This is a genomic window from Polaromonas sp. CF318 (assembly GCF_000282655.1).
In the GTDB taxonomy this organism is placed as follows: domain Bacteria; phylum Pseudomonadota; class Gammaproteobacteria; order Burkholderiales; family Burkholderiaceae_C; genus Polaromonas.
The window spans coordinates 1-13,042 of the sequence record NZ_AKIV01000093.1; the positions used below are offsets into that span (position 1 = coordinate 1).

Genomic DNA, 13,042 nt, shown 5'->3' on the forward strand with positions numbered 1-13,042 from the left:
CGCAACGCCGCAGACCGCCCGAAAAGGCTCCTGCCCTCCGGGTTGGGGTGACGCAAACGCGGTCGCGTTTGCATCCCCATTGGGCAGCCGCACGACGCACAGCCGACCGGCTGTGCGGTCGGGCGATTTGGCGCCCCAGTCCCTTGCATGGGCATGAGCCCATGCGGCGGGCCCTGGGCCACCAACTCATCCCGATTGCACCCCAGCGCGGCCCCCAATAAATCGTAAATAGGTTCCAAGAGCTGTGCATAGCTGTCGCGTGGGACCCGCATGAGCATTTCGGCCTAACCGATCAGCCGGCCGTCGACCGTCATCATGCTCTGGGTGACGTAGGTGCTGCTGCGGCGCTGGGGGTTGAAGCTCACGCTGAAGCCGCCCATGTTCATGGCGCCGCGGCGCTGGAAAGCGCCCAGCACAGTCTGGCGGTTCAGCGGGCCGTCCACCTCGCTCAGCACCTCATAGGTGTAGCGCGCGGCGATAAATCCGGCCAGGCTCAGGGCCGCGGGCGGCTCGTCGAACAGGCGCGCCAGGGTTTCGCGGTAGCTCCTGACAATCGGCAGGCTGGCATTGACCAGGGGCACGGGCTGGGTGGCGATCACCGGGGTGTTGCGCGCCGCGCCCATCTGCAGCATGGTCGTCAGGTTGACGTCGGCCAGGGCCACGATGTAGCGTTGGCGCGACTGCTTTTCGAGGCCCTGGGTGAATTCAGCCAGTTCGGGCGTGCCGCCCACGAACAGCAGCACGGCGGGCGTGCGGGGCGTGAGCTTCTGGCCCAGCGCGCGCAGGTCGTCCGCGCCTTTGAAGGACTGCAGCTTGAGCTGCAGGCCCGCAGTTATGCGTTCGACGTCTGCGCGGTAGGCGCTGTAGTCCTGCGCCGTGGCGTAAACCGCGCCCAGTTCCTTCAGACCCATGGTGGAAAGGGTTTTGAGCGCGTAGGCGATCTGTTCCTGGCGCGCCGCAAAAATCGGGAAGGTCTTGTCGTCGATCTCGAGGCTGGAGTTCTGCAGCCATGGCGCCACGTGCGCCATGGTCAGCCCGCTCTTGTGGGACTGCTCCACGACTTGGCCGGCCACGAGGTCGCCGACACTGCCGCTGAGGGCTACGCAGGCGGGGTTGTCCCGGACCGAATCGAGGGCCGCCTTGAGGCCAGCCGGCGTGCCGTCGGTTTCCAGGGTCTGGTGCTCGATGCGGCGTCCGCGAATGCCACCCTTGGCATTGATGTCCTGCCAGGCGGCGCGCGAGCCGATCAGGAAATCCTTGGAGACGTCCTGCTGTGCCTGCGAAAAATCCACCACCTGCGCCACGATGAGGCTGCGCGACGCGGATTTTCCGGGTTGCGCCCATGCGGGCGCGGCAATGCCGGCCGCCAGCAGGCCGGCATGCTGCAACAGCCGGCGGCGGGGCAGGCGAGTGAGGACGGGAAGGGGTTTGGGCAGGGGCATGGCGAGATTCCGGGCGCTGTGGCCGTCCTCAGTTGTCAGATGAGATGCGGCGAAATTGTGAAGGCCCCTGCTTTCCGGGGAAAGGCAGGGGCCTGAAGTGTGGCAAGGCAAGGCGCGCGGCCTTGCGCGGGATCAGCGGCTTGGCGGGATCAGGACGGCGTCCACCACATGCACCACGCCGTTGGTGGCGGAGATGTCGGCGGTCTGGACCATGGCATCCTCGACGGTGACGAATTCGCCGGCCTTGGAAAGCGCCACATTGGCGCCATTGACGGTTTTGCTGTTGCCATTCCTGACGTCGGCGGCCATGAGCTTTCCGGGAATCAGGTGGTAGCTCAGCACGGCCTTGAGTTTGGCCGGGTCCCTGGCCAGCTCGTCCATGGTCTTGGCGGGCACCTTGGCGAAAGCTTCGTTGGTGGGTGCGAACACGGTATAGGGGCCGCTGCCCTTGAGCGTGTCGGTCAGTCCGGCCTTGGCCACCAGGCCGTTGAGCGTGCTCAGCTGGGATTGGGCGGCGATGGTGTCGGCCACGGACACCGGGGTAGGGGAAGTGGCGCAGCCGGCGAGGGCGGCGACAGCGGCGGCAAGGACCAGAAAGCGGCGGTTCAGCATGGGAATTTCTCCTGATTAAGACAGGGCCAAGCGTAGGAGCGCCCGGTGACAGATTCGTGACGGAAATTTGAAGCTTTTGTGACGCCATGAGGGGCGGCCGCCGCCTGGGGGACTGTCATATTTGTCACAGCCTTGTCACACAAGCTTCCTACAGTCGATGCATCTTCCCTGGCAAACCCAGCTAGTTCCAAGCAATTCCGACTATTTCCAACCCAGAGGTGTTCTGATGAATCTGACTTTCAAAGCTTCCCTGACAGCCGCGATGGGCCTTGCCTTCGCCTCTTTTGCCACCCTGGCCACCGCCCAGGACGTGACCGGCGCCGGCGCCAGCTTCCCGGCCCCCCTGTATTCCAAGTGGGCCGCTGATTACAACAAGGCCACCAGCGTCAAGATCAACTACCAGTCCGTGGGCTCCGGCGCCGGCCTGCGCCAGATTGAAGCCAAGACCGTCGATTTCGGCGCGTCCGACGCCCCCCTGAAAGATGAGGAACTGGCCAAAAAAGGCCTGATGCAGTTCCCCACCGTGATCGGCGGCGTGATCCCCGTGGTCAACATCAAGGGCATCACGCCCGGCCAGCTCAAGCTGAGCGGCCAGGTGCTGGGCGATATCTACCTGGGCAAGATCACCAAGTGGACCGACCCCGCCATCAAGGCGCTGAACCCCACGCTGGCCCTGCCTGACGCCGCCATCGCACCGGTGCGCCGCGCCGACGGCTCCGGCACCAGCTTCATCTTCACCAACTACCTGAGCAAGGTCAACGCCGAGTGGAAGTCCAAAGTGGGCGAGGGCACGGCCGTCAACTGGCCCGTGGGCGCGGGCGGCAAGGGCAATGAAGGCGTGGCGGCATTCGTCGGCCGTCTGCCCAACTCGATCGGCTATGTGGAATACGCCTACGTCAAGCAGAACAAGATGACCTACGCCCAACTGAAGAACGCGGCAGGCAACTTTGTCTCGCCTGAAGACGGCGCTTTCAAGGCTGCCGCGGCCGGTGCCGAATGGTCCAAGAGCTTCTACCAGATCCTGACCGAGCAGCCCGGCAAGGACTCCTGGCCCATCACCGGCGCGACTTTCATCCTGATGCAAAAAGTCCAGGACAAGCCCGCCCAGGCCGCCGCTTCGCTCAAGTTCTTTGAGTGGGCCTACAAAAACGGCGACAAAACCGCCGACGACCTGGACTATGTGCCCATGCCCGCCGCCGTGAAGACCATCATCGAAAAAGCCTGGGGCGACATCAAGGATGCATCCGGCAAGACGGTTGCTTACAAGTAAGCACAGCCTGGACCGCAGCCTGCCATTTCCCGCAGCCTTTACAAACCATAGGGGTTTCTCACGTGTCCTCTACACTTCCGGCTAGCCGGGCCGCTTTTGACCTCCCGGCCAAAGCGACCGGACGCGACATGACCAATCCTCCCCCCGGCAATGCCGTGCGCAGAAGCCCCCTGGCGGACCGGCTTTTCGGCTGGGCAGCGCAAGGCGCGGCCTGGCTGACGCTGGCCCTGCTGGCCGGCATCCTGGTATCCCTGGTGATAGGGGCCTGGCCCGCCATCAGCAAATACGGCCTCGGCTTCCTGGCCAGCAGCGTCTGGGACCCCGTCAAGGGCGAGTACGGCGGCCTGGTCATGATTTACGGCACCATCGCCACCTCGCTGATCGCCCTGGTCATCGCGGTGCCGGTCAGCTTCGGCATCGCGCTGTTCCTGACCGAGCTATCGCCCGCGTGGCTCAAAAGGCCGCTGGGCACCGCCATCGAACTGCTCGCCGCCGTGCCGTCCATCGTCTACGGCATGTGGGGCTTGCTGGTGTTCGGCCCCATCCTGGCCACCTACGTGCAGCAGCCGCTGCAAAGCCTGCTGACCGGCGTGCCTTACCTGGGCGCGCTGGTGTCCGGCCCGCCCGTGGGCATAGGCATTTTGTCGGCCGGCATCATCCTGGCCATCATGATCATTCCCTTCATCGCCTCAGTGATGCGGGACGTCTTCGAGGTCACGCCGGTGCTGCTCAAGGAATCGGCTTACGGCCTGGGCTCCACCACCTGGGAAGTTGTCTCCAAGGTCGTGCTGCCCTACACCAAGGCCGGTGTGGTCGGCGGCATCATGCTGGGACTGGGACGGGCGCTGGGCGAGACCATGGCGGTCACCTTCGTTATCGGCAACTTCAACCAGCTCGATTCGCTGAGCCTGTTCCAGGCTGCCAACAGCATCACCTCGGCGCTGGCCAACGAATTCGCCGAGGCGGGCGAGGGCCTGCACCAGGCGGCGCTGATCTACCTGGGCCTTGTGCTGTTCTTCATCACCTTTGTCGTGTTGTCGCTGTCCAAGCTGCTGCTGGCCCAATTGCGAAAGAGTGAAGGGGTGAAAACATGAGCACTGCGATGCAAGACGCACGCCTGGCAAAGTTCGCCCGCCGCAAGCGGGTCAACCGGATCGCGCTGGTCCTCTCGCTGGCGGCCATGTCCTTCGGCCTGTTCTGGCTGGCCTGGATTCTGTGGGAAACCATACGCCTGGGCGTGGGAGGCCTCTCGCTGGCCACCCTGACCCAGATGACGCCGGCGCCCAATGAAGCCGGCGGCATCGCCAACGCGATCTACGGCTCCTTCCTGATGGTGCTGCTGGCCACTTTTGTCGGCACGCCCATCGGCATCATGGCGGGCATCTACCTGGCCGAGTACAACACCAAGGGCATGCTGGCCTCGGTGACGCGCTTCGTCAACGACATCCTGCTGTCCGCGCCGTCCATCGTGATCGGCCTGTTCGTCTACACCGTCGTCGTGTCGCAGTTCAAGTCTTACTCGGGCTGGGCCGGTGTCCTGGCGCTGGCGCTGATCGTGATTCCGGTGGTCATACGCACCACGGAAAATATGCTGCAGCTGGTGCCGCCCGGCCTGCGCGAGGCCGCCTACGCCCTGGGCGCGCCCAAGTGGAAGGTCATCACCAGCATCACGCTGCGGGCCGCGCGCGCCGGTGTCACGACGGGTGTGCTGCTGGCCGTGGCGCGGATTGCCGGCGAAACGGCGCCCCTGCTGTTTACCGCGCTGAACAACCAGTTCTGGACCTCGGACCTGAACCAGCCCATGGCCAGCCTGCCGGTGACGATCTTCAAATTTGCGCTGAGCCCCTATGAGAACTGGCAGCAACTGGCGTGGGCGGGCGTGTTCCTGATCACCATGGCCGTGCTTGGCCTGAACATCCTGGCGCGCGTTCTCACCCGCGCCAAAAACTGACAGCCACACAACACAACAAGGTCACAGATGGACACCATCACCGCACAACGCGAGCAATCGAAAATATCGGTCAAGAACCTCGACTTCTACTACGGCAAGTTCCACGCCCTCAAGGGCATCAACCTGGAAATTCCGGAAAAGAAAGTCACGGCCTTCATCGGCCCTTCGGGCTGCGGCAAGTCCACGCTGCTGCGCATTTTCAACCGCATGTATGAGCTCTACCCCGAGCAGCGCGCCGAAGGCGAGATCATGTTCGACGGCGAGAACCTGCTGACGTCCAAAAAAGACGTGGCGCTGATCCGCTCCAAGGTCGGCATGGTGTTCCAGAAGCCGACGCCTTTCCCGATGTCGATCTACGACAACATCGCCTTCGGCGTGAAGCTGTTTGAAAGCTTGAACGCCTCCGACATGGACGAGCGCGTGGAATGGGCCCTGCGCAAGGCCGCGCTCTGGACCGAAGTCAAGGACAAGCTCAACCAGAGCGGCTCCAGCCTCTCGGGCGGCCAGCAGCAGCGCCTGTGCATCGCCCGCGGCATCGCCATCAAGCCCGAAGTGCTGCTGCTGGATGAGCCCTGCTCGGCGCTGGACCCGATCTCGACCGCCAAGGTGGAAGAACTGATCGCCGAGCTGAAAAACGAATACACGGTGGTCATCGTGACGCACAACATGCAGCAGGCCGCCCGCTGCAGCGACTACACGGCTTATATGTACCTGGGCGACCTCGTTGAGTTCGGCGCGACCGAAGACCTGTTCTTCAAGCCCAAGCGCAAGGAAACTGAAGACTACATCACCGGCCGTTTCGGATGAACCACGTTGCCCCCTGTCTCGGCTCACTGCGTGTAGCCGGAATCCCCCTCAGGGGGACGGCGCCTGCTGCCCGGCAAAGCCGGTTCAGCGACGCCCGCTGGCAGGGAGCGGAGCATCTCATACGTTGCGGCCGCTGATTGCAGCGGCGAATAAACCCAAAGGGAAAAACATGCCTGATAAACACCTCTCAACCCAGTTTGACAGCGAACTCAACGGCGTCTCCTCGCGCGTCATGGAACTGGGCGGCCTGGTTGAATCGCAGATTCGCCTGGCCATTTACGCCTTGTCCCAGTTCAGCGCCGAGAGCGCCAACCAGGTCATCGAAACCGAGTCGCGCGTCAATGCGATGGAAGTCGACATCGACCGCGAGCTGTCGTCCATCATCGCGCGGCGCCAGCCCACGGCCCGCGACCTGCGCCTGCTGATCGCGATTTCCAAAACCACGGCCAACCTGGAGCGCGCCGGCGACGAAGCCGAGAAGATCGCGCGCATGGTCAAGTCCATCATCGAGAGCGGATCGGCCCGGGCCCTGCCTTCGTCCGACCTGCGTATCGCCGCGGAGCTTGCCTCCGGCCTGCTGCGCAAGGCGCTGGACGCTTTTGCCCGGCTGGACACCGCGGTGGCGGTTTCCATCCTCAAGGAAGACGACCAGATCGACCAGGAGTTCGACGGCTTTGTGCGCAAGCTCATCACCTACATGATGGAAGACCCGCGCACGATTTCGCCCAGCCTGGACCTGCTGTTTGTGGCCAAGGCCATAGAGCGCGTGGGCGACCACGCCAAGAACATCGCGGAATTCATCATTTACATCGTCAAGGGCGCCGACGTGCGGCACACCCCCATGGAACAGATCGAGTCTGCAGTAAAGTAAAGACGGAATGAAACACCTGCCACGCATACTGATTGTTGAAGACGAGCCGGCCATTGCCGAGTTGATTGCCGTCAACCTGCGGCATGGCGGCTTTGACCCCGTGGTGGCGGAAGACAGTGTGTCGGCCCAGCGCGAACTCGACGCCGTGCTGCCCGACGCCATCCTGCTCGACTGGATGCTGCCGGGGCAGAGTGGCCTGACGCTGGCGCGCCACTGGCGCAAGCAGGCGCGCACCAAAAGCATTCCCATCCTGATGCTGACGGCGCGTGGCGACGAACCCGACAAGGTCGCCGGGCTGGACGCCGGCGCCGACGACTACATCACCAAGCCTTTTTCCACCCAGGAGCTGCTGGCGCGCATACGCGCCGTGCTGCGCCGGCGCGCGCCCGAGTCGGTGAACGACAGCGTGACCGTGGGCGGGCTGGTGCTGGACGCCGCGACGCACCGCATTGCCTACCTGGGCCAGGAACTCAAGCTGGGCCCAACCGAGTTCAAGCTGCTGCACTACCTGATGAAGCATGCCGAGCGCGTGCACAGCCGCAGCTCCCTGCTCGACAAGGTCTGGGGCGACCACGTCTTCATCGAAGAGCGCACGGTGGACGTCCACGTCAAGCGCCTGCGCGAGGCCCTGGGCTCGGCGGGCACCATGGTGGAAACCGTGCGTGGCGCCGGTTACCGGCTGACGGCAATGGCCGCCAACAACCCGGTCGCTGCTGCACAATCCAGCGCATGATCCTGGAACCAGTAGTGGGATGTGCCCGAGTGTGCCGCGCGCGGTGCAATCGGGTACATAGCGCTCTCACCCAAAAGCTGAATTCGAACGAAGAGGAAAACGTCGATGTTCACGCGGCTCCCGGAAGGTTTACAAGCGGTCAACTGCTGGGTCCAGGATGATTAATCGGTGGATTATTTTCGCCGCCTGCATGCTTGTTGGCGGCGGTTTGGGCTTTTGGGCGCGCACCGTCAACGGCCTGAGCTTCGGCCTGGGCATAGGCCTGGCGGTGGCGGCCATGGTCTGGCTGGTGATCGACAGCTTCTTCATCAACCGTCTGCTGCGCTGGCTGCGGGCCGAGCAAAGCAACGACACGCCCGCCGTGATGGCCGGCAACGCCCCCAGCCTGCCAGGCGTCTGGGGCGAGGTCGCCGACCGGACCCGCCGGCTGCTCAAGAACCGCGACCAGCAATACCAGGAAAGCCAGGCCCGCCTCGACGAGTTCCTGGCGGCCATGCAGGCCTCGCCCAGCGGCGTGGTGCTGCTCGACGCGCAGGGCCGCATCGAATGGTGCAACCAGATGGCCAGCCAGCATTTCGGCTTCGACGCCCAGCGCGACGTGATGCAGCACATCGCCAACCTGGTGCGCGACCCGGCTTTCAAGGCCTATATGGCGACCGGCAATTTCACGCATGACGTGGTCATCCCGGGCAGCGCCAGCACGCCGGCGCGTCCGGTGAAGCTGTCGGTCCATGTGCATTCCTACGGCAAGGACCGCAAGCTGCTGCTGTCGCGCGACATCACGGCGGTGGAACTGGCCGAAGCCATGCGCCGCGACTTCGTGGCCAATGTGTCGCACGAGATCCGCACACCGCTGACGGTGCTGTCGGGCTTTATTGAAACCCTGCAGACCTTGCCGCTCAAGGAGCCCGAGCGTGCCCGCTACCTGGCCTTGATGTCGCAGCAATCGCAGCGCATGCAGACCCTGGTCAGCGATTTGCTGACCCTGTCGCGGCTGGAGGGCAGCCCTTTCCCGGGTGCCAACGAATGGACCTCGTTGAGCGCGCTGCTGGCCCAATGTGAACAGGAGGCGAGGGCGCTGTCGGCGGTGATTGCGCCGCAGGGCCACAAGCTGGAGTTCGAGTCCGGCCCGGTGTCGGAAATCGCCGGCGTGCAGACCGAGCTGTACAGCGCCATGTCCAACCTCGTGACCAACGCGGTGCGCTACACGCCCGAAGGCGGCCTGGTGCGCGTGAGCTGGACGCTGCTGGAAGACGGCCGCGGCGAGTTCAAGGTCAGGGACACCGGCCCCGGCATCGCGCCCGAACACCTGCCGCGCCTGACCGAGCGCTTCTACCGCATAGACCGCAGCCGTTCACGCGAGACCGGCGGCACCGGCCTGGGCCTGGCCATCGTCAAGCACGTGGCGCAGCGCCACGGCGCCGAACTGCAGATTGAGAGCGAGCCGGGACAGGGCTCCTGCTTTTCCATCGTCTTTCCGGCCGCGCGCGTGCGCCGGGTGCAGCTGGCCCAGGCCGCTTAGGCTGAGCCGGCCTGGACCGCTGGCGCCATCCGCAGGCTACGCCTCACGGCGTGCCACAGCAAACCCAGGAAGCAGGCCGCCACCAGCGCGATGGCCACCGTGCTGGCGGCCCAGAAGCTGGCGGCCGATTGGGTGGCCGCATGGCCCGCGATCCCCTCATAGGCCAGGCGGTAGCCGCCCAGCAAGCCCAGCCCCCACAACAGTACGCCGTAGAGCGCCAGCGGCATGATGGTGATGCGGTAGCAACGCAGCAAAAATGCGGTCAGGGCCTGGGTCGCGTCGGCCACATGGTAGAAGGCCACCCACACCAGCAGCGAGGAAGCCAGCGCGATGATTTCCGGGCTGCCCGAATACCAGCGCGCCAGCAAAGGCCCGGCCACGGCCACAAACCCCCCCAGCGTGAGCGCCGCCAGCCCGGTCAGTTTGAGCCCCAGCAGCACCACGCGCCTGGCATAGTCCGGCCGGCCTGCACCCATCCAGAAGGACACCCGCGCGCTGCAGGCAATCGCCATCGACAGCGGCATCATGTAGAGCACCGCCGCCACGCTGGAGGCGATCTGGTGACTGGCCGAGGCGACCGTGCCCAGGCGGGCGATAAAAAGGGCCATCAGCGTGAACGAGGTCACTTCCACCAGGTAGGCCAGGCCGCCCGGGATACCCAGGCGCGCGAAATTGCCGATCTGCGACCAGTCGGGCCGCTCCATGCGCTGCCAGATGCGGTAGGGGAGGTACATGGGCCGGGTGCGCAGCATCAGCAGGGCCAGCGCCAGCAGCAGGTAGTTCACGATCAGCGTGGCCCAGGCGCAGCCCACGGCGCCCATGGGCTGCACGCCGGCGCCGCCGGCCACCAGCCAGATGGACAACGGAATCTTCACCAGCAGGGCGCCGACCTGCAGCCAGGTGACCAGCAGCGGTTTGCCCAGCGACTGGTTGAAGGTGCTGTAGATGCGAAACAGCAGCGAGGGCGCGAAGGCAAAAGCCAGCACCGCGAGGTAATGCTGCACCTCGTCCCGCATCAGCCCGGGTACCTGGGCCCAGCGCAGCAGCGGGCCGGGAAACAGCATGGCCGCCATGCCCGCCGCCACGATGAAGCCGCACAGGTACATGCTTTGCCGCAGCGAGGCGCCCACCGCCTCATGGCGCCGCGCACCCAGCATCTCGGACCAGATGGGCAGCAGCGCCTGCACGATGCCTATCAGCCCCACATACACGCTGACATAGAGGGCCGAACCCACCGACAGCGCGGCCAGCGCCTCGTCGCTGTAGCGGCCCGCGATCACGGTATCGGCCACGCCGAAGGCCATGACGGCCAGTTGCCCGACCAGCACCGTGCCCGCGTGCCGGCTGATGACCTTGAGCTCGCTCAAGGCTTGGGTTTGCCGTTGGCGCGGCGGGACGGGGTGGGTGGTTTGGCCGGGCCGTCCTGGCTGACCCGCTTGTAGAGCAGCACGTTCTCGGTCTTGTCCGTGGGTCGGCGCACCGTCGCCTGGAAGGCCCAGTCGGGCAGGTTGACCCTGCTGCTGAGCGTGGGCTGGGCTTCGACGTCGACGATCAGGTAGGGGCAGCTGGCCTGCGCGCCGGCCTGGCGCAGCTCAAGCCGGCCGTGGTACTGCAGGGCGGCGGCCTGGGCGCTGCCTATGCCGTAGATTTCGACGCAGGCGTTTTTGTCCACCAGGCTGGCGATCTGGCGTGACATGGGCGCGAAGCTGCGCGCGTAGTCGAGCAGCGGCAGCCAGAGCGTCATCAGCAGCAGCCAGCACAAGGTGGCGCCGCCGGCCGGCAGCACCAGCGATTTCCAGACGGCCGCGCGCTGCGCGCCGGCCCGCCATTTGACGAGCCAGGTCCAGGCCAGGGTGGCGGCCAGCGCAACAAGAAAGGCCAGCCAGGAGAAACTGGGCTCGAAGCCGGGCGCGAGCTTGGCCACGTTGGCGGCGGGCTGGCGCGGCACGCCGGTCTGCATGGCGATCCAGACCACCCAGATGATGATGCCGCAGCCCGTGAAAAACAGCAGCGTGAACCAGTCGATCAGCGAGGCCACGCTGCGTTTGAGCGTGGGCAGCGCGAAGGCGGCCAGCGCGGCCAGCGGCGGCAGGCTCAGCAGCAGGCTGCGGTCCGAGGCCGTGGTGGTCAGCGTGGCGGCCACGGCCATGGCGGCAAACCACAGCGGCAGGGCGACGTGGCGGCTGGCCAGCTGCCGGCGCCAGCGGTAAAGCGTCCACATCGCCAGCGGCCAGGCCGGCCAGGTGAACCACAGCAGCAGGCGTCCCAGGCTGCGCCAGTCCTTCCAGGCGGAAGCGTCGTCGGTGCCGGGCAGGTGGATGCGCCAGCGCCAGAGGTCCAGGCTGTAGGCCAGCAGCGCGACCCCCAGCGTGATGCCGGTGATCAGCAGCACCCAGTGCCAGGACTGCTGCCTGGCGGCCGGGTCGGTCCGGTCCGTGCCCCAGTGCATATGGGTCCATTCCACCAGCGCGCCGCCCACGCCCAGCAGCAGCGCCAGCGTGGGCGCACCGCTCAGGGTGAGCCCGGCCAGGCCGACCAGCAGGCCGAAGGCCGGCCCGAGGATTTTGGTGGCGCGGCGGTAGGGACTGGCCGCCATGGCGTAAAAGGCCAGCGCGGTAAAGCCCAGTTGCGCCAGCGCCGGCGTGGTTTCGTGGGAGAGCTGCGCCAGGCCCAGGCTGGCGATCAGCGCCAGCAGGCCGGCGTCGGCGATGGCCCGGGCGTAGTCCACCGGGCTGGCTTCGCCGCCAAAGGCGAAGGCGACCGGCTGGGCCAGCGGGCTGCGCGCCAGGTAATAGACGGCATACCAGGTGGCCAGCAGGGTCAGCACCAGCAGTCCCACAAACGGCACCCGCACCGCCAGGGCCGGGTCCAGGAAAGGCAGCCATTTGATCGCCACTGCGCCCAGCCAGTAGGGCGCCAGCGCGTCGAACTCGGTGGCCCGGCCCAGCAGCTGCGGCTGCAGCCAGTTGGCCACCGTGGAGGCCAGTTCGCGCATCACGCCGAAGGCCGCGATGTCCTCGTTTTTCCAGGGCCCGCGCCCCAGGAAACCCGGCAATACATAGGCCGCGCAGAACAGCAGCAGCGCAAGCCGTGGCAGGCGGCGCACGGCGGACTGGGCAATGATGGCGGGTGAAGGTTTGTTCAAAACAGTTGGAGTCGGGAAAGTGCGAGGAGTGGCCGGCAAGACTGCCGGGCCGCCATCCCGGGCCACCGGTGATTTTGCGTCAAACCGGGCCGCCAGGTTTTACGGGTGCCGGCAAATTTTGCCGAAAAAAAAGCAGCCTGAAATTCAGGCTGCTTTTTGCAGGCTGGCGAAAGGATTCGCAGCTTACTTCGCAGCTTCGGGAGCGGCCTCTTTGGCGGCGGTCTTGCCGAAACGGTTGCGGAATTTCTCGACGCGGCCACCCATGTTGTCCACGGATTTTTGCGTGCCGGTGTAGAAGGGGTGCGATTCGCTGGACGTATCGAGCTTGTACAGGGGCAGTTCGCGGCCGTCTTCCATGGTCACCATTTCTTTGGTGTTGACGCAGGAGCGGGTGACGAACTTGAAGTTGTTGGACAGGTCCAGGAAACAAACTTCGCGGTAGTTGGGGTGAATGCCTTCTTTCATGATCTTTCCTTGTTCGATGCGGGAGCCACACAAGCCAGTCCTGGGCACTTTCCGCTAAGCCTCATATTATGGCATGAAATCAAGCACTTAGCGCAGTTTTTCCTCGTGAGGAGGCGATTTTGTGTCTAGAACAGCGCTAAGAGGGGGTGAAGAACTGGGCTTAACCCAGCCGGGGCCGCGGAACCGGCTTTGCCGGGCCGCAGGCGCAGCGGCCCCCTCGGGGG

General features: G+C 65.3%; 12 protein-coding genes. 7 read left to right on the top strand and 5 right to left on the bottom strand.

The genetic code is table 11. The features are described 5' to 3' along the window. Positions 1-284 precede the first annotated feature (284 nt). Both PMI15_RS17300 and PMI15_RS17305 read right to left on the bottom strand, forming a co-directional pair. Complete coding sequence (locus tag PMI15_RS17300; RefSeq protein ID WP_007871916.1) at positions 285-1,442, bottom strand: ABC transporter substrate-binding protein; 1,158 nt, start codon at positions 1,440-1,442, stop codon at positions 285-287. Positions 1,443-1,574: 132 nt separating this feature from the next. Further along, a complete protein-coding gene (locus tag PMI15_RS17305; RefSeq protein WP_007871919.1) occupies positions 1,575-2,054 on the bottom strand; it encodes a fasciclin domain-containing protein in 480 nt (159 codons plus the stop codon). Positions 2,055-2,280: 226 nt separating this feature from the next. Between PMI15_RS17305 and pstS the strand changes: the two genes are divergently transcribed. From pstS to phoR, 7 genes are all read left to right on the top strand, one after another. Beyond that, complete coding sequence (pstS, locus tag PMI15_RS17310; protein ID WP_007871921.1) at positions 2,281-3,324, top strand: phosphate ABC transporter substrate-binding protein PstS; 1,044 nt, start codon at positions 2,281-2,283, stop codon at positions 3,322-3,324. A gap of 128 nt (positions 3,325-3,452) precedes the next feature. Next, positions 3,453-4,418 (top strand): phosphate ABC transporter permease subunit PstC, encoded by a 966-nt coding sequence (gene pstC, locus PMI15_RS17315; RefSeq protein WP_007871924.1) that lies wholly within the window; start codon positions 3,453-3,455, stop codon positions 4,416-4,418. Continuing rightward, the gene (gene pstA, locus PMI15_RS17320) at positions 4,415-5,275 is read left to right on the top strand and encodes a phosphate ABC transporter permease PstA (protein ID WP_007871925.1); all 861 of its coding nucleotides are present in this window, start codon (positions 4,415-4,417) and stop codon (positions 5,273-5,275) included. Before pstC ends, pstA begins: the two co-directional genes overlap by 4 nt. Before the next feature lie 27 nt (positions 5,276-5,302). Beyond that, positions 5,303-6,082, top strand: coding sequence for a phosphate ABC transporter ATP-binding protein PstB (gene pstB, locus PMI15_RS17325; RefSeq protein ID WP_007871927.1), 780 nt, complete (start codon positions 5,303-5,305; stop codon positions 6,080-6,082). 169 nt (positions 6,083-6,251) lie between these two features. Then, the gene (phoU, locus tag PMI15_RS17330) at positions 6,252-6,953 is read left to right on the top strand and encodes a phosphate signaling complex protein PhoU (RefSeq protein WP_007871929.1); all 702 of its coding nucleotides are present in this window, start codon (positions 6,252-6,254) and stop codon (positions 6,951-6,953) included. 7 nt (positions 6,954-6,960) lie between these two features. Further along, complete coding sequence (gene phoB, locus PMI15_RS17335; RefSeq protein ID WP_007871931.1) at positions 6,961-7,686, top strand: phosphate regulon transcriptional regulator PhoB; 726 nt, start codon at positions 6,961-6,963, stop codon at positions 7,684-7,686. Between the two features lie 157 nt (positions 7,687-7,843). Continuing rightward, positions 7,844-9,208 carry a phosphate regulon sensor histidine kinase PhoR gene (gene phoR / locus PMI15_RS17340; RefSeq protein WP_157214660.1) on the top strand — a complete coding sequence of 455 codons (1,365 nt, stop codon included), beginning with the start codon at positions 7,844-7,846 and terminating at the stop codon, positions 9,206-9,208. Here phoR and PMI15_RS17345 read toward each other — a convergent pair. The 3 genes from PMI15_RS17345 to PMI15_RS17355 form a co-directional block, all read right to left on the bottom strand. Next, the gene (locus PMI15_RS17345) at positions 9,205-10,575 is read right to left on the bottom strand and encodes an MATE family efflux transporter (protein ID WP_007871935.1); all 1,371 of its coding nucleotides are present in this window, start codon (positions 10,573-10,575) and stop codon (positions 9,205-9,207) included. The two genes, phoR and PMI15_RS17345, sit on opposite strands and share 4 nt — an antisense overlap. Next, positions 10,572-12,353, bottom strand: coding sequence for a hypothetical protein (locus PMI15_RS17350; protein ID WP_007871936.1), 1,782 nt, complete (start codon positions 12,351-12,353; stop codon positions 10,572-10,574). The genes PMI15_RS17345 and PMI15_RS17350 overlap by 4 nt, the downstream gene beginning before the upstream one ends. A gap of 183 nt (positions 12,354-12,536) precedes the next feature. Further along, positions 12,537-12,818: a type B 50S ribosomal protein L31 gene (locus PMI15_RS17355; protein WP_007871938.1), complete on the bottom strand. Its 282-nt coding sequence runs from the start codon at positions 12,816-12,818 to the stop codon at positions 12,537-12,539. Positions 12,819-13,042 lie beyond the last annotated feature (224 nt).

Excerpts from the sequence above, each read along its gene's own strand:
- phoB (WP_007871931.1), top strand. The coding sequence starts at position 6,961 with ATGAAACACCTGCCACGCATACTGATTGTTGAAGACGAGCCGGCCATT.
- PMI15_RS17300 (WP_007871916.1), bottom strand. The coding sequence starts at position 1,442 with ATGCCCCTGCCCAAACCCCTTCCCGTCCTCACTCGCCTGCCCCGCCGC.
- pstS (WP_007871921.1), top strand. The coding sequence starts at position 2,281 with ATGAATCTGACTTTCAAAGCTTCCCTGACAGCCGCGATGGGCCTTGCC.
- PMI15_RS17305 (WP_007871919.1), bottom strand. The coding sequence starts at position 2,054 with ATGCTGAACCGCCGCTTTCTGGTCCTTGCCGCCGCTGTCGCCGCCCTC.
- pstA (WP_007871925.1), top strand. The coding sequence starts at position 4,415 with ATGAGCACTGCGATGCAAGACGCACGCCTGGCAAAGTTCGCCCGCCGC.
- phoU (WP_007871929.1), top strand. The coding sequence starts at position 6,252 with ATGCCTGATAAACACCTCTCAACCCAGTTTGACAGCGAACTCAACGGC.
- pstC (WP_007871924.1), top strand. The coding sequence starts at position 3,453 with ATGACCAATCCTCCCCCCGGCAATGCCGTGCGCAGAAGCCCCCTGGCG.
- phoR (WP_157214660.1), top strand. The coding sequence starts at position 7,844 with ATGATTAATCGGTGGATTATTTTCGCCGCCTGCATGCTTGTTGGCGGC.
- PMI15_RS17355 (WP_007871938.1), bottom strand. The coding sequence starts at position 12,818 with ATGAAAGAAGGCATTCACCCCAACTACCGCGAAGTTTGTTTCCTGGAC.
- pstB (WP_007871927.1), top strand. The coding sequence starts at position 5,303 with ATGGACACCATCACCGCACAACGCGAGCAATCGAAAATATCGGTCAAG.